Annotated in this window: 21 protein-coding genes; 2 read left to right on the forward strand and 19 right to left on the reverse strand. The window is 40.8% G+C overall.

Annotation, left to right across the window (positions count from 1 at the left end; all coding sequences use genetic code 11):
- Positions 1–19: 19 nt before the first annotated feature.
- Positions 20–1,126 (forward strand): ribonuclease H-like domain-containing protein, encoded by a 1,107-nt coding sequence (locus DWX65_RS01285; protein ID WP_118172618.1) that lies wholly within the window; start codon positions 20–22, stop codon positions 1,124–1,126.
- 123 nt (positions 1,127–1,249) lie between these two features.
- On the opposite strand, the gene DWX65_RS01290 is transcribed toward DWX65_RS01285, so the two are convergent.
- From DWX65_RS01290 to DWX65_RS01365, 17 genes are all read right to left on the reverse strand, one after another.
- The gene (locus DWX65_RS01290; protein ID WP_022243737.1) at positions 1,250–2,023 is read right to left on the reverse strand and encodes a CheR family methyltransferase; all 774 of its coding nucleotides are present in this window, start codon (positions 2,021–2,023) and stop codon (positions 1,250–1,252) included.
- A 20-nt stretch (positions 2,024–2,043) separates the two neighbouring features.
- A complete protein-coding gene (rpsA, locus tag DWX65_RS01295) occupies positions 2,044–3,135 on the reverse strand; it encodes a 30S ribosomal protein S1 (protein WP_117841012.1) in 1,092 nt (363 codons plus the stop codon).
- Positions 3,116–3,994, reverse strand: a complete 879-nt coding sequence (gene ispH / locus DWX65_RS01300; RefSeq protein WP_022243735.1) for a 4-hydroxy-3-methylbut-2-enyl diphosphate reductase — start codon at positions 3,992–3,994, stop codon at positions 3,116–3,118. Before ispH ends, rpsA begins: the two co-directional genes overlap by 20 nt.
- A gap of 1 nt (position 3,995) precedes the next feature.
- Positions 3,996–4,661 (reverse strand): (d)CMP kinase, encoded by a 666-nt coding sequence (cmk, locus tag DWX65_RS01305; RefSeq protein ID WP_118056733.1) that lies wholly within the window; start codon positions 4,659–4,661, stop codon positions 3,996–3,998.
- A gap of 36 nt (positions 4,662–4,697) precedes the next feature.
- Positions 4,698–5,933: an NAD(P)/FAD-dependent oxidoreductase gene (locus DWX65_RS01310; RefSeq protein WP_118172619.1), complete on the reverse strand. Its 1,236-nt coding sequence runs from the start codon at positions 5,931–5,933 to the stop codon at positions 4,698–4,700.
- The gene (locus DWX65_RS01315; protein ID WP_022243732.1) at positions 5,926–6,855 is read right to left on the reverse strand and encodes a MurR/RpiR family transcriptional regulator; all 930 of its coding nucleotides are present in this window, start codon (positions 6,853–6,855) and stop codon (positions 5,926–5,928) included. Before DWX65_RS01315 ends, DWX65_RS01310 begins: the two co-directional genes overlap by 8 nt.
- Before the next feature lie 73 nt (positions 6,856–6,928).
- Positions 6,929–7,570: a hypothetical protein gene (locus DWX65_RS01320; RefSeq protein WP_118172620.1), complete on the reverse strand. Its 642-nt coding sequence runs from the start codon at positions 7,568–7,570 to the stop codon at positions 6,929–6,931.
- Positions 7,557–7,703, reverse strand: coding sequence for a hypothetical protein (locus DWX65_RS15100; protein WP_158580568.1), 147 nt, complete (start codon positions 7,701–7,703; stop codon positions 7,557–7,559). Before DWX65_RS15100 ends, DWX65_RS01320 begins: the two co-directional genes overlap by 14 nt.
- 107 nt (positions 7,704–7,810) lie before the next feature.
- A complete protein-coding gene (locus tag DWX65_RS01325) occupies positions 7,811–9,229 on the reverse strand; it encodes an oxaloacetate decarboxylase subunit alpha (protein WP_022243730.1) in 1,419 nt (472 codons plus the stop codon).
- A 10-nt stretch (positions 9,230–9,239) separates the two neighbouring features.
- Positions 9,240–10,391: a sodium ion-translocating decarboxylase subunit beta gene (locus DWX65_RS01330; RefSeq protein ID WP_118172621.1), complete on the reverse strand. Its 1,152-nt coding sequence runs from the start codon at positions 10,389–10,391 to the stop codon at positions 9,240–9,242.
- 10 nt (positions 10,392–10,401) lie between these two features.
- Entirely contained in the window at positions 10,402–10,767 is a 366-nt protein-coding gene (locus DWX65_RS01335; RefSeq protein WP_022243728.1) for a biotin/lipoyl-containing protein, read from the reverse strand.
- A gap of 28 nt (positions 10,768–10,795) precedes the next feature.
- Positions 10,796–11,530 carry an OadG family protein gene (locus tag DWX65_RS01340; protein WP_117697185.1) on the reverse strand — a complete coding sequence of 245 codons (735 nt, stop codon included), beginning with the start codon at positions 11,528–11,530 and terminating at the stop codon, positions 10,796–10,798.
- Between the two features lie 13 nt (positions 11,531–11,543).
- A complete protein-coding gene (locus DWX65_RS01345) occupies positions 11,544–12,980 on the reverse strand; it encodes an acyl-CoA carboxylase subunit beta (protein WP_117697184.1) in 1,437 nt (478 codons plus the stop codon).
- A gap of 141 nt (positions 12,981–13,121) precedes the next feature.
- Positions 13,122–14,384: a D-alanyl-D-alanine carboxypeptidase family protein gene (locus tag DWX65_RS01350; protein WP_242997781.1), complete on the reverse strand. Its 1,263-nt coding sequence runs from the start codon at positions 14,382–14,384 to the stop codon at positions 13,122–13,124.
- Positions 14,385–14,475: 91 nt separating this feature from the next.
- Positions 14,476–15,045: an SMC-Scp complex subunit ScpB gene (gene scpB / locus DWX65_RS01355; protein WP_022243724.1), complete on the reverse strand. Its 570-nt coding sequence runs from the start codon at positions 15,043–15,045 to the stop codon at positions 14,476–14,478.
- A 23-nt stretch (positions 15,046–15,068) separates the two neighbouring features.
- A complete protein-coding gene (locus DWX65_RS01360; protein WP_022243723.1) occupies positions 15,069–15,818 on the reverse strand; it encodes a segregation and condensation protein A in 750 nt (249 codons plus the stop codon).
- A 107-nt stretch (positions 15,819–15,925) separates the two neighbouring features.
- Positions 15,926–16,783: a metallophosphoesterase gene (locus DWX65_RS01365; RefSeq protein WP_118172622.1), complete on the reverse strand. Its 858-nt coding sequence runs from the start codon at positions 16,781–16,783 to the stop codon at positions 15,926–15,928.
- Positions 16,784–16,881: 98 nt separating this feature from the next.
- Here DWX65_RS01365 and DWX65_RS01370 point away from each other — a divergent pair, with 98 nt between their 5' ends.
- Positions 16,882–18,144, forward strand: a complete 1,263-nt coding sequence (locus tag DWX65_RS01370) for a D-alanyl-D-alanine carboxypeptidase family protein (RefSeq protein ID WP_117946903.1) — start codon at positions 16,882–16,884, stop codon at positions 18,142–18,144.
- A gap of 8 nt (positions 18,145–18,152) precedes the next feature.
- On the opposite strand, the gene cls is transcribed toward DWX65_RS01370, so the two are convergent.
- Both cls and DWX65_RS01380 read right to left on the reverse strand, forming a co-directional pair.
- Entirely contained in the window at positions 18,153–19,688 is a 1,536-nt protein-coding gene (gene cls, locus DWX65_RS01375; RefSeq protein ID WP_118172623.1) for a cardiolipin synthase, read from the reverse strand.
- Between the two features lie 158 nt (positions 19,689–19,846).
- Positions 19,847–20,737, reverse strand: a complete 891-nt coding sequence (locus DWX65_RS01380) for a S8 family peptidase (protein ID WP_118056739.1) — start codon at positions 20,735–20,737, stop codon at positions 19,847–19,849.
- Positions 20,738–20,813 lie beyond the last annotated feature (76 nt).

Below are 20,813 nucleotides of genomic sequence, written 5' to 3' on the forward strand. Positions count from 1 at the left end.
AAATGACAGGAGGACAGATATGAAAACAATTGTACATGAAATTCCATATAGTCCGGCTTCGAATTTAGATGAGGAAATATTCACTGCTTCCTCTGTCTTTTTCGATATCGAAACTACCGGATTTTCCCCGGCTCATACCAGTCTTTATCTGATTGGATGTGCCTATCACATAGAACAGATGCTTTATATCAAACAGTATTTTGCCGAAACACCGGAAGAAGAAAAAGAAGTACTTGAGCAGTTTCTTTTGCTATTAGACGGTTTTGATACAATTATCACTTTCAATGGAATCGGCTTTGATATTCCTTATCTGAAAGCAAAATGCAATACTTATGAATGTAACGAGCACTTTGCTGATTTTACTTATGTGGATATTTTCAAATCCATTTCCCAGATAAAGCATATTCTCCAGCTGCCAAATTACAAGCAGAAGACCATCGAAGCTTTTCTTGGTATTGGCAGGGATGACTTATATTCCGGCGGTGAATTGATTGAGATCTATCATTCGTATACCAAGGAACCACGTCCGGATAAATTGGAAATTCTTCTGCTCCACAACTACGAAGATGTTCTGGATATGCCTGCATTACTTCCCGTCTTATCCTATGTCCATCTGTTTTACGGACAGTATTTATCCTGCAGTGCTTCTGTTTCTGAATATACAGATTATAAGCAACAGAAAAAGAAAGAACTGATTCTTTCTATTGAGCCGGAATTTCCATTTCCAAAGCATATTTCCTGCCGCATAGGTTCTGTTTATTTCTATGCAAAGGGCAAAAAATGCACCCTCTCCGTCCGTTTAGAAGAGGATGCCCTGAAATATTTCTTTCCAAATTATAAGGATTATTATTATCTTCCGGCTGAAGATACTGCAATGCACAAAAGTGTAGCATCATATGTCGATAAAGAACACCGCAGACAGGCTACCGCTGCCACCTGCTATACCCGGCATGAAGGAAGCTTTCTTCCACAGTACGAAGAGCTTATTTCTCCTTCTTTTAAACACGACTATAAGGAAAAAATTTCTTACTTTGAACTTACGGAAAAATTTCTTTCATCGCCGGAGCTTATCAAAAGTTATGTAAATCACTTGTTAGACGCTATAAAAAACAAGAAAATTAAGTGATACCTACATTATACGCCGCAGTGTGCATCCTCGCGGAGCGTTTTTTACTTTACAGGAAAGCAATTTCCTGTAAAAAAAGACCTCTTTCCCAATTTTGAGAATGAGGTCTTTACTATGTCATTATTATTTCTGAAAGAAAAATGACTGATGTCTTTTTAAATTCAACTCACGATAATTCATAATCTGCTCTGTACTTCCGATAAATAACATTCCATCTTTTGCCAAAGAATCATAGAACTTGCGATAAATCTCGTCTTTTGCTTCTTCTGTAAAATAAATTACTACATTTCTGCAGACAATCAAATGACAACCTGATGGATATGGATCCCGCAAAAGATTATGTTCCCGAAATTCTACATGCTTTTTGATTTCATCGGAAATCTTATAGGATTTTCCTACCTGTGTAAAATACTTACGCTTCAAATCATCCGGTACAGATTCAATGCTCTTTTCGTTATAAAGTCCAACTCTTGCTTTCTCAAGTACCTGTTTATCAATATCAGTAGCAATTATATGTATCTGGTTCAGCGGAACATGCTTTGATAAAGCCATTACAAGAGAGTATGGCTCATCTCCGGTAGAACACGCTGCACTCCAGATTTTCAAATTGCTGCCAAACTGTTTTATAAGTGCCGGGAAAACCTCTTCGTCCAAAAACTTCCACTGTTCCGGGTTCCGGTAAAATTCCGAAACATTAATAGTCAGGAAATTAATAAACTGGTCAAACTTCTCTTTATCTGTATGAAGCAGATGTACATACTCATCATAGGACTGAGCCTTATTCTTTACCAAAAGGCTGTCAATCCTACGACGCATCTGTTTCTCTTTGTAAGCGTTTAAGTCAATCGTGGTCATTGCATATATATCTTTTTTAAACTTTTCATAGCCTTCAAACATATATGCTACCTCCTACCTTATTATTCTTCTGTAGGAACTTCTTCTGTATCAGCTTCCTCTTCTGGCAGAAGTGCTTTCATGCTTAAGCTGATTTTCTTGTCTTCTTCATTAAAGTCAACTACTTTAGCTTCTACTTCCTGACCTACTTTTAATACATCAGAAGGTTTCTCAACATGCTCTTTAGAAATCTGGGATACATGAAGTAATGCATCTACTCCAGGAGCTAATTCTACGAACGCACCAAAGTCTGTCATTCTTGCAACAACACCTGTTACCACATTACCTACTGCATATTTCTCTGCAGCATTATTCCAAGGATTCTCATCCTCAAATTTCATGCTCAGTGCAATCTTACTCTCATTGATATCTTTGATGAATACTTTTACAGTATCGCCAACTTTGAATACTTTCTTAGGACTTTCAACACGTCCCCAGGACATTTCAGAAATATGTAACAGTCCGTCTGCTCCACCAAGGTCGATGAATGCGCCAAAGTCTGTTACGTTCTTTACTGTACCTTCTACAACATCACCAACATGGATTCTCTCCATGAGTTCTTTCTGTTTTTCAGCTTTCTCTGCTACTAAAAGCTGTTTTCTGTCACCGATAATTCTTCTCTTTCTTGGGTTGAACTCAGTGATTACAAATGAAATTTCCTGTCCTTCATACTTAGATAAATCTTTCTCGTAAGTATCTGATACAAGGCTTGCAGGAATAAATACTCTTGCTTCGTCAACTACAACACTTAATCCACCGGATAATACCTGTGTAACCTTTGCGGTAAGCACTTCCTGATTGTTGAATGCTTCCTCTAAACGCTTGCTTCCTTTTTCAGCAGCAAGACGTTTGTAAGTAAGAAGTACCTGTCCTTCTCCATCATTTACCTTTAAAACTTTGGCTTCCATAGTGTCACCTACGGATACAACGGTGGTCAGGTCTACATTTGCTTCGTTCGTATATTCATTACGTGTAATAATTCCGTCTGACTTATATCCAATATTAAGGATGATCTCATCTGGCTTAACACCGATAACGACGCCTTCGACTACCTCTCCATTTCTTATTGTTTTAAAAGATTCTTCCAACATTTGTTCAAAACTCATTTCTGACATTATTTTGAACCTCCTCAATAATTTTATTTGGGGTAGATGCCCCTGCGGTAATACCTACGTTATCAATGGTCCGAAGTACTGCCGGATCCAAATCATCTATGGTTTGTATATAGTAAGTATTTGCACATTCGTTTTTACATATTTCAAATAACTTCTGTGTGTTGGAACTGCTCTTCCCACCAACCACAATCATTGCTTCAACTTCTTTTGCCAAAGCCCTCGACTGGGTCTGCCGCTCTTCCGTTGCATTACAGATTGTATTTAAAACAATTATATCATAACCTTTTTTATTTATAATTTCAACTAATTCTTGAAATTTATTGTAGTTAAATGTCGTTTGTGATACGATACAAACCTTTTTTCCTGCTGAAACCCGGAAATTTTCTGCTGCTTCCCTCGTTCCAATTACCGTAATTTCCTCTTCATTTCCCCATCCACGGATTCCTTCTACCTCCGGATGGCTGGCATTTCCGATAATTACAACATGATAACCGGCATCTCCATATTCCCGTACATGACGATGTATCTTCTTTACAAAAGGACAGGTGGCATCCACGATATGGTAACCGGCATTTTCTAATGTCTGATATATTTTTTCGCCTACACCATGGGAACGGATGACGATGGTTCCTTTTTCTGATTCTTCTATTTCTGAAATATCATGGATTACGGTTACGCCCTTTGCCTCTAAATCCTTTACCACTTCTTCATTATGAATAATCGGTCCGTAAGTATAAATCGGGTCTTTTATTCCATCCTTTGTTTCATCGTTTGTTTCAAGCTGTGCATAAACCATATCTACTGCACGCTTTACGCCAAAGCAGAAACCTGCACTTTTTGCAACTCTGACATTTTTCATATTAACATTTTTCCCTATAAATATTTTTGATGGTTTCTACCACTTCTTCAATTCCCATATCCGAAGAATCTACAAGAATGGCATCTTCTGCCTGCTTTAATGGTGAAATCTCCCGGTGCATATCCTGATAATCACGGTCCGCAATATCTTTTTTAATCACTTCCAAGTCACAGGCAGCACCTTTTTCCTGCAATTCCTGATATCTTCTCTCGGCTCTTGTTTCAACACTTGCAGTAAGATAAATCTTTACCTGGGCATTCGGCAGCACACAGGTTCCGATATCTCTTCCATCCATGATAACATCTTTATCTGCTGCAAGCTTCTGCTGTAATTCAACCAGTTTTGTGCGGACTTCCTTATAAACACTGGTGGCAGATGCCATTTTTCCAACTTCTTCTTTCCGGATTTCTTTGCTGACATTCTCACCGTTTAAAAGCACCTGCTGTTCTCCGTTCTCATAGGCAATAGATACTTCCACGGTTTTACAGGCATCTGAAATTGCTGCCTCATCTTCCTTTGCAATGCCATTTCTCATAAAATACAATGCCATACTCCGATACATGGCTCCTGTATCTACATATATAAAAGAAAGTTCCTTTGCAAGCTGTTTTGCTATAGTGCTTTTTCCGGCTCCTGCCGGTCCGTCGATTGCTATATTAAAGCTCATTTCTCATCCTCCGATTTTTCTGCTTTTTTATTCTCTTTATTCATTTCCAATGCTGCTTCCTGCCAGATATCCGGTAGACCAGGCAATCTGCAGATTAAAGCCGCCGGTAAATGCATCCAAATCCAATACCTCTCCGGCAAAATAAAGATGCTTTGTTAATTTTGATTCCATGGTCGATGGATTTACTTCTTTTACAGAAACACCGCCCTTTGTAATAATGGCTTCCGAAAAGCCCCGTAAACCAGTCAGTGTAACCGGGAACTTCTTTGTCAAGTCCACCAGTCGCTGCCGTTCCTCTTTGGTTACTTCATTGACACGCTTTTCTGCTGGAATCTTAGCAAGTCTTAAAATAATCGGCAGGAATTTGGACGGATATAATTTTTCAATTCCATGAATCACCTGCCGGTTCTTTGCCTCTTCAAAGTCCCTTAAAATTCTGTGATCTAACTGTTCTTCCGAGAGTGCCGGTTTCCAGTCAATGTATAATTGCAACGGCTGTTTTCTTACCGCATCATTTACCACACTGCTGGCGCTTAACATCAGAGGTCCACTTACGCCAAAATGGGTAAATAACATTTCTCCAAAAGCTTCATACAAAAGCTTTTTGCCCTGATAAATGCTCGCCTTTACATTTTTCAACGATAGCCCCTGCAATTCTTTGACATATTCCTCTTCTGCGTTAAAAGGCACAAGGGATGGACTGCAGGTTTTTATGGTATGTCCGCAGGCTTCTGCGAAACGATAACCATCCCCGGTAGAACCGGTAGATGCATAAGAACAGCCGCCTGTTGCAATAACTACTGCATCTGCCGGCATTTTCTTTCCCTCTGCAGTAATTACTCCATGTACACAATTCTCCGATACCATAAGCTTTTCTACCGTTGTATGATACATAATCTTTACTTTATGTGCATCCAGGGAGCGTTTTAAGGCTGCAATGACATCCGATGAATGGTCTGATACCGGAAATACACGGTTTCCCCGTTCCACCTTTACCGGTGTTCCATTCTGTTCAAAGAAATCCATGACCCGGAAATTGTCATAAGAATAGATTGCGCTGTATAAGAACTTGGAATTCCTTGGAATGTTTGAAAATAGTTCTTCCGTATCACATGCATTGGTAAGGTTGCATCTTCCTTTTCCGGTAATGAATAATTTTTTCCCGATTTTCTCATTGCGTTCTAACAATACGACCTGATGTCCCTGTTCTGCTGCAGCAATTGCCGCAAAACAGCCCGCCGGTCCACCGCCGATTACAAGTACCTTACTCATCTGCATCTCCTAATTTGGCATATCTCATTTTGATTTTATCATCAATATAATTAATTTCATCATTTTCATATACCTGGTATTCATTCCAGATATCCTCCAGGGTCTCCAATGTCTTGGCAACCTCACCCTGCTTCTTCATACACAGAGCAACAATCAGTGCGTTGATAACACTAAGCGGTGCCACCAGAGAATCCACAATAGATGCCATATCACTTCTTGCAATCAGATTACAGGAAGAATATAAATTCATTGGGGAATGCACACTATCTGTTAATGTAATTACTTTTGCATTCCGGTTATTGGCAAATTCCATTGCCTTTAAGGTACGCATGGAATATCTTGGAAAACTGATTCCGATAATGACATCATCCTTACTGATTCGCACCATCTGTTCAAATAATTCACTGGAATTATTGGTCTGAAGCAATGTCACATTTTCAAACATCAGATTAAAGTAAAACGCCATAAAAGCTGCCAGTGGAGCGCAGCTTCGTATTCCAACAATATAAATATGTTTTGCTTTGATAATGGTATCTACTGCCAGTTCAAAAGCATGCTCATCAATATGTTCCAAGGTATCCTTAATTTTCTCCTGATCCGACTGCAATACCGTTTCTAATATATGCGACTGGCTGATTCTTCCATAAGTCACTTCCATACGCTGAATGGAGTTGAGCTTATTCCGAACCATCTCCTCTAAAGCCTTCTGAAATTCCGGATAACCCTTATAGCCTAAATGTGTAGCAAATCGTACTACAGTCGATTCGCTCACACCTACTACCTGTCCCATTTTTGCTGCCGTAAGAAATACAGCCTTATCATAATTATCCGTAATATAGGTTGCTAATATTTTCTGTCCTTTGCTTAAACTTCCATAACATTCGTTGATTCGACTGGTCAAATCATTGGTATTCCCATTCATAGTTCCTTCTTCTCGATTCTACAAATATTTTGCATTTTTTATGTCGTTTTAACATCTTTTTGCAGGATTTTCGTCAGTTTCCATGTCGTCTGGCAATTTCCTGCTTCTGCTTGGAGGCGACATAAGTCCCCAAGTCGAGATTTGCCTGCTTTACCGTACATCCTACAATCACTTTCGTTTCATCTACCGGCTCCTGACGAACAGCCATACCGGATAACTGCACTTTAAGCCTGCTTGCTTTATCTTCAAACGTCAAATGAAACGGTCCCATGGAAAGATAATTCATATCCGGCATCCCCACAAATGACACTCCGGTAGCACTGATATCCTTCACAACCACAGAACGATTTGCTCTTGTACTGTCAATGGACAACATTCCATCCAGTCCCAGATACTGGCGATACGCCTGTCTGCGGTTCCATCTCATTCCATCACGTTTACATACAATTGCATGATATTTTTCTTTTCCTGCCTGGACGGTCTGCATTCTGCACCCCTCCCATATCAGCGGTTTGATTCCATCTTCCATATAAATTACACTGATATGCACCTTATCTCCGGAAAAATTAATAATTTTTCCATCATAACGTATTGGCTCAATTAATAAAATGCCTTCTTTTCCAAAAGCAACTGTACTATCATATTCTGCTGAAGCATTCTCCACTTTCACCAGCACCTGCACCGGCTCCCCTGTCCCCAATTCATACAGTTTCATTGTCCTTCACCTTTTTCCTCTCCAAATACCGTGAAAGAACTGCCACAATATTTTCAAATGCTTTGCAATTAAAATTGTCTACCCCATGACAAATCATGACTTCATCATAGCAATCTTTTGTCCTCTTGTCCATAGAATTTTTATGTAATTCTGATATTCCATTATACCAATCAAAAGGAAAACAGCTACAGACATATTTGTCTGTAGCCGCTTCTTTCCTGCTATAGATAGCAAGGTACCCTATACCGGATATGCTCCGTTCTTTGTATCTGCAATTGTTGTATCAACTTTCGTCTGCTGTGCCTGACGATATTTGAAGAACTCAGTAGCAACCTGCGGGAATAATGCATAGGATAATACATCTTCATCCTGCTGTTTGTACTGTTTCATTTCAGCTTCAATCTTATCTAATTCAGGCTCAAGTAAGTCTGCCGGACGGCAGGTAATTGCCTTATCTTTGTCAGCACCGAGAACCTTATCCACAACTTCCGGATTGAAAGGTTTAACAGTCTGACCATATTTTCCAAGAAGAATATCCTTGGTCTCTTTGGTAGCAACTTTGTAACGCTCACCCATTAATACGTTAAATACAGCCTGTGTACCAACAATCTGGGAAGAAGGTGTAACAAGTGGTGGCTCACCAAGGTCTTTACGAACGCGAGGTACTTCAGCCAGTACTTCTTCGTATTTATCTTCTTGTCCCTGCTCTTTTAACTGGGAAATCAGGTTGGATAACATTCCACCCGGTACCTGATATAATAAAGTCTTGATATTAACACCAAGTACCTTTGGATTCATCAGACCGCTGTCTAATGCTTCCTCACGCATTGGGCGGAAGTAATCAGCGATTTCAGCCAGTTTGTTCTGGTCAAGACCGGTATCATACTGTGTTCCCTTGAATGCTTCTACCATAACTTCGGTTGCAGGCTGGCTGGTACCAAGTGCAAATGGTGACATTGCAGTATCGATAATATCACATCCAGCTTCTACTGCTTTCATGTATGTCATGGAAGCAACACCGGAAGTATAATGTGTATGCAGTTCGATTGGAAGGCTGGTTGAAGATTTCAGAGCCTGAATCAGTTCGGTTGCTTTCTGAGGAACTAAAAGTCCTGCCATATCCTTAATACATAAGGAATCAGCACCCATGTCTTCTACTCTCTTTGCCATTTCCATCCAGTAATCCAAGGTATAAGCATCTCCTAATGTATAGGATAATGCAACCTGAGCATGTCCTTTTTCTTTGTTACATGCTGTTACTGCTGTCTGAAGGTTACGAACATCATTTAAGCAGTCAAAAATACGGATAATATCAATTCCGTTTGCAATAGACTTCTGTACGAAATACTCAACCACATCATCTGCATATGGACGATATCCCAAGATATTCTGTCCACGGAACAGCATCTGAAGTTTTGTTTTCTTAAATCCATCTCTTAATTTACGAAGTCTCTCCCATGGATCTTCTTTTAAGAAACGAAGGCAGGCATCAAATGTTGCTCCACCCCAGCACTCTACTGCATAATACCCAACTTCATCCATTTTCGGGATAATTGGAAGCATCTGTTCTGTTGTCATTCTGGTTGCAATCAGAGACTGATGTGCATCACGAAGAACAGTTTCTGTAATTTTTAAAGGTTTTTTCATTTCTTCTGACATTTCTATCCTCCTATATACCAAAGATTGCCATAAATACACCGGCAGCTACTGCTGTACCGATAACACCGGCAACGTTTGGTCCCATTGCATGCATAAGTAAAAAGTTTGTCGGGTCTTCTTCTGCACCGACCTTCTGCGATACACGCGCAGCCATAGGCACGGCGGAAACTCCGGCAGAACCAATCAACGGATTAATTTTTCCTTTGGTAATCCAGCAAAGCAGTTTTCCAAAGAGGACTCCGGCTGCAGTACCAAACATAAATGCAATCAGTCCAAGAGCAACAATCTTAAGTGTGCTGAAATTTAAGAATGCTTCTGCACTGGTAGATGCACCAACGGAAGTACCCAGAAGAATAACTACGATATACATCAAAGCATTGGATGCTGTATCTGTAAGCTGTCTGACTACACCAGACTCACGGAAGAGGTTACCAAGCATAAGCATACCAACCAACGGAGCGGTTGTCGGAAGAATCAGACATACAATTGTAGTAACTACGATTGGGAACAAAATCTTCTCCAGTTTGGATACCGGACGAAGGTTCTCCATCTTGATTGCACGTTCTTTCTTTGTTGTAAACAGTTTCATAATTGGTGGCTGAATAATCGGAACCAGAGACATATAAGAATATGCTGCCACCGCAATCGGTCCCATCAATGCAGCCTGTCCTAATTTACCGGCAAGGAAGATAGAGGTCGGACCATCTGTTCCACCGATAATAGATACGGCTGCTGCTCCCTTGTCATTGAATCCCATCAGAATTGCAAGCAGGTAAGCTCCGAAAATACCGAACTGTGCTGCTGCTCCTAAAAGGAAGCTGATTGGGTTTGCAATCAAAGGGCCAAAATCTGTCATCGCACCAACTCCAAGGAAAATCAGAGAAGGTAAGATTGACCACTCATCCAGAGTATAGAAATAATAAAGTAAACCACCGACACCATTGCTGGTCTCTTCCGGACTTGCAATAATGTCCGGATAAATGTTAACCAGAAGCATACCAAATGCAATCGGAACCAAAAGAAGAGGTTCATAACCTTTCTTGATTGCCAGATATAAGAATACACAGGCAATTACAATCATAAGGTAGTTACCCCAGGTCAGGTTAAAGAATGCAGTCTGATGCAGGAGGTTACTCATTGTGTCTCCAACATAACTTAACATAATTTTCCTCCTAGTTGTTCATTGTAGCAAGTAATGCTCCTGCTTCTACGCTGTCACCAACTGCAACTTCGATGCTTGCAACTGTTCCGTCTTCCGGTGCAACAACAGGAGTCTCCATTTTCATAATTTCAAGAATCAGAACTGCATCACCTTTCTTTACTGCTGTTCCAGGCTGAGCCTCAATCTTGAATACTTTTCCGGCTGCTCCGGCTTCAATCTTAATGCTTCCTGCTCCGGCTGCTGCCTTAGGTGCTGCTGCTTTTGCTGCAGGAGCTGCTGCTGCCTTTCTTGGTGCAGCTACAGGTGCAGATGCTCCGTTCTCTTCTACGGTAACATCATAAACATTTCCATTTACTGTAATTGTATAGTTTTTCATCTTTATATCCTCCTAATTATTCTTCAAACTATCTTCTCTTAATGGAACGTACTACAAATCCATCTGTAGAACTTCCTGTTGCTGCCGCAATTGCAGCAGAGATAACTGCAACAAGTTCCAAATCATCCTGAACCAGCTCTTCTTTCTGAGCAATCTGTTCTACTACTTTATCTTCTTTTGCAGCAGTTGCATCAGCCGCATTCTTTTTCTTATTCTGTAAATAAGGAATAATGCGGAATGCATAAATAATAATACTGATTAAAATTAAGATTACAAATACGGTACCCATGCCCATAAGTGTATTCATTCCGGCTTTGCCCATTTTCTCGCCAAGTGAATATACCTTGTCAAATGTCATACTGGTAAGTTCCGGTGTGTCTGTAGTTGTATCAAATACAACAGTAAAACTCAAATCACGGTTGGTATAATTCAATGTCTGTTCCATTACCATTGTCTTATTTGACTCTGTCATGGTAAAGTCACCAAATCCCTGGAAATCTCCTTCGTCAGCAACAGCTTCTTTCCAACTGCTATAGAAGTTGTAGTTTACTGCATCGCTCTTCTCTGAAATGGAAGAAAGAGCATTATCAATATCAGCTTCTGACACAGTAGTTATCTGCTGTACTGTCTGTTGTACTGTATCCTTCCACTGGTCATAGGTGCCTCCATTGAATGTTATTGAAGTCTGATCTGTCTTACCACAGGCCGTAACAGAAAATGCAAGCAGACAAACACATACAAGCATCCACAATTTTTTCTTCATAAGATTCACCTTTCTATTTTGTTCCATGTTTCTTATATGGAGTATCCATACGTTTTGTAAACAGCATTTCAAAAGCTGCTACAAGATATTTTCTGGTATCAGCAGGCTCAATAATCAAGTCTACATATCCTCTCTTAGCTGCAGTTACAACATTAGACTGTAATGCCTCATATTCTTTTGCTTTCTCTGCAAGCTTGTCCGCATCAGCATCTGCATACATAATCTCTGCTGCAAGACGAGCATCCATCATACCGGTCTTAACATCCGGCCATGCGTATACAAGGTCAGCACCGATTGCTTTGGAGTTCATCATTACTGCTGCACTTCCGTAAGCATTACCGGTAAGCAGGCTAACCTTAGGAACGGTAGCATTTGCAAATGCATATGTAAGCTTAGCCAAAGCTTTTGCAAGTCTTCTTTCACTGCATTTTGTTGCTGTAAATCCAGCCACATTGGTAAGAGATAATACAGGAATATCAAATGCATCACAGAACTGGATGAATTCAGAAGCTTTTTCACAGCCTTTTGCACAAAGTGCTGCATCATGCTCTGCGACTTTCTTTCCTTCTTCATCATATTCTTCTGTGCAGTTAGCAACAGCACCGACAGTCAGTCCGTTTAACTGGATGAATCCGGTTACCATGCTCTTTGCATAATCCTTCTTTGTCTCTAAGAAATTGTGATTATCAGAAATCTCGCTTAATACGAAACGAGGATCGCCTTTCATGGTATCTACATTTTCGCATGCACGGTTCAAATCATCTTCACAGTCTTCCATATAACCATTCTCTGTGTTATCTGCCGGAAGCATGCAGACCAGTTCACGAATCTGTGCAAAGATTTCTTCTTCAGAACCTGCCATATCAATGACGCCGGTCTCTGTGCTCTGGAAATCTGCAGAAGATGTATCACATTTTCCAACGTAATTTCCTTCGATTGCGTTTGGTGCATTTACAAACATTTTGGCTTTATCAGCTTCCATATATGCAAAATCACATAATCCAGGTACTACGGTAAGTCCGCCGCCACAGTTGCCAAATACAGCACAAATCTGTGGAATTACTCCGGATGCCATAACCTGTTTTTCATAAATCATTCCTAATGCATTCAAAGCATCTACTGATTCCTGAAGACGAACTCCGGCACAATCCAAAAGTCCGATTACCGGTGCACCCATCTTCATTGCTCTGTCATAAACAGCTGCAATTTTCTTTGCATGCATCTCGCCAATTGTTCCATTTAATACGGAAGAATCCTGACTGTAGACAAATACCAGATTACCATCAATCAGACCATGTCCGGTAATGACACCATCTGATGGCGTAGCTTCATCTGCCAGATTAAAATCCGTATTTCTTGCGGTTACCAGAGAACCGATTTCCATAAAGCTGTTTTCATCCAGCAAACGGCAAATTCTCTGTTCTGCTAAGTTATTACTTCTGTTGCTCATCTCTTAGTCCTCCATCTATTTTAGAAAAAATAAAATTTTTCGCTAGGGTAATTGTAGTACATTGACCAAAACTTTTCAATAGCAAATTGTTAATTTTTTCACAGATTTTACATATCGCATTTTATGGCTGATTTTCTGACTTTATAAAGAAAAAAGGTCAACCATTCTGAGGCAGCTGTAGCGGTAATCCCATGCCGGAACACTGTCTTTTAAGACAAGTTCTTCCTCTCTCACCACCTGCCCGTTCAGTATATACTTAAGGGTTCCAACAGTAGTTCCTGCTTCCACCGGAGCCTCAAGTCTCTGCTTTCTCTCCAATTTAAATTCAATGGATTCATCCTTACGAAGCAGTATATTTTCTATCTGTTTTTCCTCTGTCCTGTTCTGAACCTCTGTCATCTTAATTCTGCTATAGTCTTCTGTCTTTGCCCCACTTATCTCAAGGGGACATTCTGCTTCCTTGGGGATTTCCAACTCCAGAAGATTTACCTTTTCAAATGAATCAATTCCATACTGCATCAACTGTTTTGTGTCTGACCATTTATAATTCTTATTGTTTGGCCAGCCGCAGCCCAAAAGTGCCACCACATAGGTACGGTCATCCCGCCGCAATGCTCCCACATAACAGTATCCGGCATTGCCCGTAAAACCGGTTTTACCACTGATTGCTCCGTCCATCATCGTAAGGAAACGGTTGTGATTATTGCAGCTGTAGTTTCGTGTTCCTTCTATATTAGAAAAGGAATAGGACGGTGTCTGCGTAATTTCAAGAAAAGTCTCTTTCATGGGAGACTCATTGATGCAATAGTTCATAATCCGGGCAAGGTCGGCTGCTGTCGTTCCATGGAATCCGTTTTCATCTTCCTTATCCAGTCCGTTTGGCGTAATGAAATAGGTATCCATGCAGCCAAGCTCCGCCGCCTTCTCATTCATCAAGCCAGCAAATGCCTCCACACTTCCTGCCACATGTTCCGCAATTGCCACTGCCGAATCATTGTGGGATTCTAACATCAGAGAGAAACAAAGGTCTTTTAATAAAAACTGTTCCCCACTTGCTCCATTCAGCTGCACATCCGGCTGGGAGGCTGCATAATCAGAAAATGTAACCACGTTATTTAAATCTGCATGCTCTAAGGTTACAATCAATGTCATAATCTTTGTCGTACTGGCATTTGCCCGGCGCACATCCTCTTCTTTTCCAAACAAAATACGCCCTGAATCCGCATCCATTAAGCATGCAGACAGCGCGTACAAATTCTTTGGTTCTTCGATTTCTATTTCATTTTCTTCTTGCGTTTCATCCGGATTATCCTGTGGCAGCGGTTCTGCCGGAATATGATTGGAACTAAAAAATATAAAAAGCAGAGATAATGCTGTCATTTTCTTCCACCGTCTCTTTTTCATGACCGCTCCGAAATACATTTTCTCTGCATTCTATTCATTTCTTTCTATGATTATACTTCGATTATACTTCCGCTTACTGCATTCCCTGTTGCTATACTTCAAGCTTCATTTCTGCTTCCTGTTCAGCCTGATGCTTGAATTCTTCCACCTGGTCTTCATTCAGCACCGGGAGTTCATCGATGGAATGCACACCAAAGCTCCGTAAGAATTCCTCTGTTGTGCCAAATAGCATAGGTCTGCCCGGAGCATCCAATCTTCCCACTTCATTGACCAGATTATATTCCACCAGTTTGCTTACTGCATGGTCGCAGGATACGCCACGGATTTTTTCAATCTCCGCCTTAGTGATTGGCTGCTTATAAGCAATGATGGATAAGGTCTCTAACAGTACGTCTGTAAGGACACGCTTCTTTGGCTGTTTTGCAATCCGAATCAGATATTCATACATTTCATTCTTCGTACACATCTGATAAGCGCCGTCCAGTTCGATAATCTGGATACCTCTTTCTTCCTGCTCATATTTCTGCCGGAGTGCTTCTATTTTCTTTTTGGTTTCCTGTTTGTCTAATTCAATTGCATTAGCAATTTTATCCAATTCTACCGATTCCCCCATGGTAAATAAAATTGCTTCTATAATTGCTTCATAATTCTTTTCTTCCATTACTACCCTCATATAATAAGAGCCTAGGCTGCAACCTTGGACTCTATTCTGATATCATCAAATATTTTATCCTGATAAATGGTTATCTTGCCCATCTTCATCAGCTCAAGCACTGCAAGGAAGGTCACGATAATCTCCATCTTGCCACACTGTGCTTCTAAAAGACTGCGGAAGCTGAAATGTGGATGTGTCATTGCATACTGCTCTAAATATACCATTTTATCGGACAGTGATACTTCTTCTTTCTCAATCTTGCCAAATTTGGAACGAACCGGGTCAATCTTATCTTCCTGCTTACGCATGATGGATTTGAAAATATCATTCAATTTCTTCAATGTGACATCTGCCATCAGTTCCTCTAAATCCACCGGCTCTTCATAGGCAGCTACCTCGTCCGGAATCGTCGGCTCCTTAAACATCACCTTTTCCGCATCCATCTGACGGTCTTTTAATTCATAGGAAATGCATTTATACATCTTATATTCCAAAAGCTGTTCTACCAGTTCTGCTCTCGGGTCTTCTGCTTCCTCTTCTTCTGTCTCTTTTGCCGGAAGAAGCATCTTTGATTTAATATCAATCAGTGTGGCTGCCATGACTAAGAACTCACTCATAACATTTAAATCCTGCCGCTTCATTTCCCGGATATATTCCATATACTGATTGGTTATCTCCACAATTGGGATATCATAGATATTTACTTTATTCTTATCCAGCAGATGAAGGAGCAAATCTAATGGTCCTTCGAACACCTGCAGCTTTACTGTTAATTCCATTTCAAAACCTCTCCATTCTTTCCTAGCACATCTATTTTAACGGTATCTAAGAAAAAACGCAAGTGTTTTCACAAGATTTAGTGTTTTTCACAACTTTATACCACAAATCAAGCAATATCTTGTGGTTTTATAACCATAAACACAAGTTCCGCACGGTTAAAGATTCTGATATGAAAGGTATGGGTTCCAAGCCCCCGGCTTACGATTACTTTCTTTCCCTCAAAATCAAAGGCTCCTGCATCATATTTCGGAAACCACTGAAACTGCGGAGAAATCAGGCTTCCAACGCCAGGAATCCGTATCAGTCCTCCATGATTATGTCCGCAAAAAGTCAAATCCGCTCCCCAGTCTGCATATTCCTTCGCATATCTTGGATTGTGTGCTAACAGCACCTGAAATGTATCTTCCGTCTGCTTCGGAAGCGTTTTCTCAAGATAATCCTGTGGAAGTGGCACATCCACTCCTTTTTTATAACAGGACAATGGAATTTCAAGCCCGGTAACCGCCAGTTCTCCAAAAGCTTCTGTTTCATTATGCAGTACATGGATGCCAAGCTCTTTTACCTTATTTTCAAAAGCGAAAAATTTCTCCTGATACTCACTTTTTCTTATGTGGGCACGGGATTCATGATTTCCGTAAGAATAATAAACCGGTGCAATCCTGCACAGTTCTTCCAATATCTTTAACGCTGTCTCATAGGTGTCACTTTTCCTGCTGACCACCATATCTCCTGGAATCAGAATCAGATCCGGCTGTCCACTTCTAATTGCATCTAAAAGCCGGATGTTGTCTTTTCCATACTGAAAACCATGCAAATCTGCCAGTACTGCTGCCTTATATTCTCTTTGCACTTTACCACTTTTTATCTCATAATCCGTTCTTACAAATTTTTTTAATTCCTGCCACTGCCAGATTATGTAAACCAAAATCACACATGCTATTACAATAATGATTTTTAATAACATCTTTCACCTCTTTGCATCAACAAAATAAACCATGCTTTATCTGCATATTTCTTTCTCTTCTCTATTAAAATGTAATAGAACATACCGGAGGTATTCTTATGCATACCATTCTTTCCATTTTCATAAGCCTGTCTCTTCTTGGCCCGGCCTTTTTACCAATGGCATCACAATTTTCTGTTCTTGCAGAAAACGAAACTCCTGCAGAATCCAACAATCCATCCCCTGATGCTTCCATGCCAGATGCTTCCAATCCGGATGCTGCTTCCGATGCATCTGCTCCGGTCACATTGTCTGCTCCCAGCGCTCTTTTAATGGAAGCATCTACCGGAACCATCATCTATGAAAAGGATGCTCATTCCATCCTGCATCCTGCCAGCATTACGAAAATCATGACACTGATTCTGATTTTCGATGCTCTGGACGCACAAAAAATTTCCCTGGATGATGTTGTCACAGTTTCGGAACATGCTGCAAGCATGGGCGGTTCCCAGGTCTTCTTAGAGCCGGGTGAAACCCAGACCGTTGATACCATGATAAAGTGTATCAGTGTTGCCAGTGCCAATGACGCCTGCGTTGCCATGGCAGAATTCATTGCCGGTTCGGAAGATGCCTTCGTTGCCCAGATGAATGAGCGGGCTGCCGGTCTTGGTATGAAGGATACCAACTTTGTTAACTGCTGCGGTCTTGACGTTGACAATCATATGACCAGTGCCTATGATGTTGCTCTAATGTCCCGGGAATTAATCACAAAATATCCGCAGATACATAATTATTCTACCATCTGGATGGAAAATATTACCCATGTCACGAAAAAAGGGTCTTCCGAATTTGGTTTAACCAACACCAATAAGCTCATCAAACAATACGCCTATGCCACTGGATTAAAAACCGGTTCCACCGGTCTTGCCAAGTACTGTGTCTCAGCCACTGCTGAAAAAGATAACATTAAACTCATCGCAGTCATTATGGCTGCACCGGATTATAAAGTGCGTTTTGCTGATGCGTCCGCCCTTTTAGACTATGGTTTTTCCGTATGCCGGCTCTATCAGGATACCACACCGCCCGCTCTGCCGGAATTATCAGTACGGGGTGGCACTGATAAAAAGGTCAGTCTTTCCTATGAAGGAACCTTTTCATATCTTGATACTGCAGGAAATGACTTAAATCTTATTGAAAAAAAGCTTTCTCTTCCAGAAGAAATAAAAGCTCCGGTAACACAGGGAAAAGAAGCCGGCACACTTTACTATACATTAAATGAAAAAGAAATCGGCTCCATCCGTGTCTTATATGATACTACAATTCCAAAAGCTACCTATCAGGATTATTTTCGTAAGACGCTTACTTATTTCTTCTCCCTGTAAAACCTTTTCTACAAAAGCGGGGCCAGCAGACGCAGACAGGTCTGTATCATCCGTACTCCTACAAATCTGTGTTTGCAGAATTCCAGATCAATCTGCTGTGACTGTCCGATTACCGCAAGTGCATCTTCTTTTAACTGCAGCACTGCCTCGGTCTTATAGCACCAGACTCCGCATTCAAAATGCAGATACATACTGCGGTAATCCAGATTGATACTGCCTACGGTAGCAATTTTATCATCACAGACAAAACTCTTTGCATGAATAAATCCCGGTGTATACTGATAAATCTTTACACCACTTTCAATAAGAACACCATAATCTGCCTGTGTCAGAAGATAAACAAATTTCTTATCCGGAATTCCAGGTGTTACAATCCGCACATCCACACCACGTTTTGCCGCATTCTGAAGGCTTACCAGCATTTCATGGTCAATAATCAGATACGGGGTGAAAATGTAGACATACTTCTGTGCTGAATTAATAATGTTCATGTATACATTCTCGCCGGTATTTTCGTGATCTAACGGTGTATCACTATACGGCTGCACATATCCAACGGATGGAATCTTTGCCACATAGTCTGCATCCGGCCGGAACTTCTCATAATCCTCCGTGGAATTTATTATATAATTCCACATTTCAAGAAACATACAGGTAAAGCTCCATACCGCTGCACCTTTCATACGGATTCCGGTATCCTTCCAGTATCCAAACCGCTCAATTTCATTGATATATTCATCTGCAATATTGATTCCACCAGTAAATGCAACATTTCCATCAATAACGAGGATTTTTCTGTGGTCACGGTTATTCATAATGACAGCAAGTCTCGCCCGCAACGGATTAAACGCCGCACATTTAATTCTGATTTTCTGCAATTCCTTATAGAAATTATTCGGCAGTGTCGTAATGCAGCCAACATCATCATAAATCAGACGTACTTCTACGCCCTCTTCCACTTTTTCCTTCAAAAGCTGAATCAGCTCCCGGAACATCTTTCCATCATCTAAAATAAAATATTCCAGAAAAACAAACTTTTTCGCTTTCCGGATTTCTTCTAACATAACTGGAAACATTTCTTCTCCGGACGGATAATAATTTGTTGCTGTATGTTCATAAACTGGAAAATGCGCCCAGTCACTGATATATGAAGACTGTCCAGCGGCAACCGGATCTTCTTCTGCCAGCCGTTCTCTGCACGCTCTATCTTCTGTAAGAAGCGGTTCTACTTCCTCATTTACACGGTTCATTTTCTCTCTTGCCTTTCTGGTGAGTTCCGGTCTTCCAAATACCACGTACAGCAATAATCCGAGCAATGGAAACATCAGAATAATAAATACCCATGCCAGCCGGTATGCCGGATTCATTCTTCGATTTACAACGAATAAAGCTACGATAAATGCAAGTATATTGAGAATCAGGTTGATGTAAGTAGACATTTTACCAACTTCCAGCAGCAGATAAAATAAATATCCAAACTGAAGTAAAATAAGTAAAACTGTGATAAAAAGTCTGCTGATTAAAACTTTAACTATTTTCTTCACCTTATTCCCTCCTCTTTCTTTTCTACCCCTTGTTTTATGCGTATTCTTCATTCTACCGCATTTTCTCCCAGAAATCAAATGTCCGGCGTATTCCTTTCCCTCTGTCTCTGTCTCTTTCTCTTTCTTTCTGCTTTTTATCTCTTCCAGGCTATTTTCTTTTATCGAATCAGCCGCATGACATCCAGCCTCCCCCAGCCCTGTGCATGCTTGGATTTTCCAGTATCTACACTCGTCTCATAAAGCCGCAGTTTTACTTCTGCCGGTTTTAGATTTGGATAACGGCTTAAAAGCACCGCGACCGCCCCGGCCACCACCGGTGTTGCCATAGAGGTTCCACTTTTCATCTCATAACCATTTCCCATCCGCTTACAGCTGACAATCGCTGTTCCAGGAGCCACTACTTCCGGTTTCATAATGCAGGCTTCCGTCGGACCTCTCCCACTATACCCACGCATCAGACCCAGATTTTTTACTTCTCCTTCCTCATCATCACTGCTGCCTACCGTTATAATCTTCCGGCATAGCCCCGGTATCGTAATACTCTTATCCTTTGGTCCGTTATTTCCGGCAGCGGCAACCACTACAATTCCTGCATCCCAGACTGCTTCAATTGCTGCTAACAATTCCTCCTGTTCTTCCCTTCTGGCCGAAGCAAGCATTCCTACGGAAATATTTAAGATTCTTATATTCATTTTCCCATAATTTGCAATCAGCCATTTTAATGCAGATACCACCAGTCTGGTATTTCCCTTTCCCATGCGGTCTAATACTTTTATCGAAAATATCTGTGCTCCCGGTGCCATTCCCCGGTAACGTCCATGGGAAGCGAAACCAGAACCTGCAATAATTCCGGAAACATGGGTTCCATGACCGTTATCATCATAAAGTATCTTCTTATCACCTACATAATCACGAAATCCTCTGATTCTTTGTCCAAAATCAATATGAGTTCCAATTCCTGTATCCATCACGGCTACCGTGACATTATTTCCAATATATCCTAGTTTATGAGCTTCATTCACCCTTGTAATCTGTCTGACCCGTTCCATACTGCACCATTTTATGTTTTCTTATAATATATGCAGTGCAGCATTTTTGACCACCTGCAGTGCTTTCCGGATACCC

Origin of the sequence: Roseburia sp. AF20-18LB, assembly GCF_003461185.1 — a bacterium.
In the GTDB taxonomy this organism is placed as follows: Bacteria; Bacillota; Clostridia; order Lachnospirales; family Lachnospiraceae; genus Roseburia_C; species Roseburia_C amylophila.

Coding starts and splice junctions, on each gene's coding strand:
- DWX65_RS01285 (WP_118172618.1), top strand. CDS start 20: ATGAAAACAATTGTACATGAAATTCCATATAGTCCGGCTTCGAATTTA.
- DWX65_RS01290 (WP_022243737.1), bottom strand. CDS start 2,023: ATGTTTGAAGGCTATGAAAAGTTTAAAAAAGATATATATGCAATGACC.
- rpsA (WP_117841012.1), bottom strand. CDS start 3,135: ATGTCAGAAATGAGTTTTGAACAAATGTTGGAAGAATCTTTTAAAACA.
- ispH (WP_022243735.1), bottom strand. CDS start 3,994: ATGAAAAATGTCAGAGTTGCAAAAAGTGCAGGTTTCTGCTTTGGCGTA.
- cmk (WP_118056733.1), bottom strand. CDS start 4,661: ATGAGCTTTAATATAGCAATCGACGGACCGGCAGGAGCCGGAAAAAGC.
- DWX65_RS01310 (WP_118172619.1), bottom strand. CDS start 5,933: ATGAGTAAGGTACTTGTAATCGGCGGTGGACCGGCGGGCTGTTTTGCG.
- DWX65_RS01315 (WP_022243732.1), bottom strand. CDS start 6,855: ATGAATGGGAATACCAATGATTTGACCAGTCGAATCAACGAATGTTAT.
- DWX65_RS01320 (WP_118172620.1), bottom strand. CDS start 7,570: ATGAAACTGTATGAATTGGGGACAGGGGAGCCGGTGCAGGTGCTGGTG.
- DWX65_RS15100 (WP_158580568.1), bottom strand. CDS start 7,703: ATGGACAAGAGGACAAAAGATTGCTATGATGAAGTCATGATTTGTCAT.
- DWX65_RS01325 (WP_022243730.1), bottom strand. CDS start 9,229: ATGTCAGAAGAAATGAAAAAACCTTTAAAAATTACAGAAACTGTTCTT.
- DWX65_RS01330 (WP_118172621.1), bottom strand. CDS start 10,391: ATGTTAAGTTATGTTGGAGACACAATGAGTAACCTCCTGCATCAGACT.
- DWX65_RS01335 (WP_022243728.1), bottom strand. CDS start 10,767: ATGAAAAACTATACAATTACAGTAAATGGAAATGTTTATGATGTTACC.
- DWX65_RS01340 (WP_117697185.1), bottom strand. CDS start 11,530: ATGAAGAAAAAATTGTGGATGCTTGTATGTGTTTGTCTGCTTGCATTT.
- DWX65_RS01345 (WP_117697184.1), bottom strand. CDS start 12,980: ATGAGCAACAGAAGTAATAACTTAGCAGAACAGAGAATTTGCCGTTTG.
- DWX65_RS01350 (WP_242997781.1), bottom strand. CDS start 14,384: ATGAAAAAGAGACGGTGGAAGAAAATGACAGCATTATCTCTGCTTTTT.
- scpB (WP_022243724.1), bottom strand. CDS start 15,045: ATGGAAGAAAAGAATTATGAAGCAATTATAGAAGCAATTTTATTTACC.
- DWX65_RS01360 (WP_022243723.1), bottom strand. CDS start 15,818: ATGGAATTAACAGTAAAGCTGCAGGTGTTCGAAGGACCATTAGATTTG.
- DWX65_RS01365 (WP_118172622.1), bottom strand. CDS start 16,783: ATGTTATTAAAAATCATTATTGTAATAGCATGTGTGATTTTGGTTTAC.
- DWX65_RS01370 (WP_117946903.1), top strand. CDS start 16,882: ATGCATACCATTCTTTCCATTTTCATAAGCCTGTCTCTTCTTGGCCCG.
- DWX65_RS01380 (WP_118056739.1), bottom strand. CDS start 20,737: ATGGAACGGGTCAGACAGATTACAAGGGTGAATGAAGCTCATAAACTA.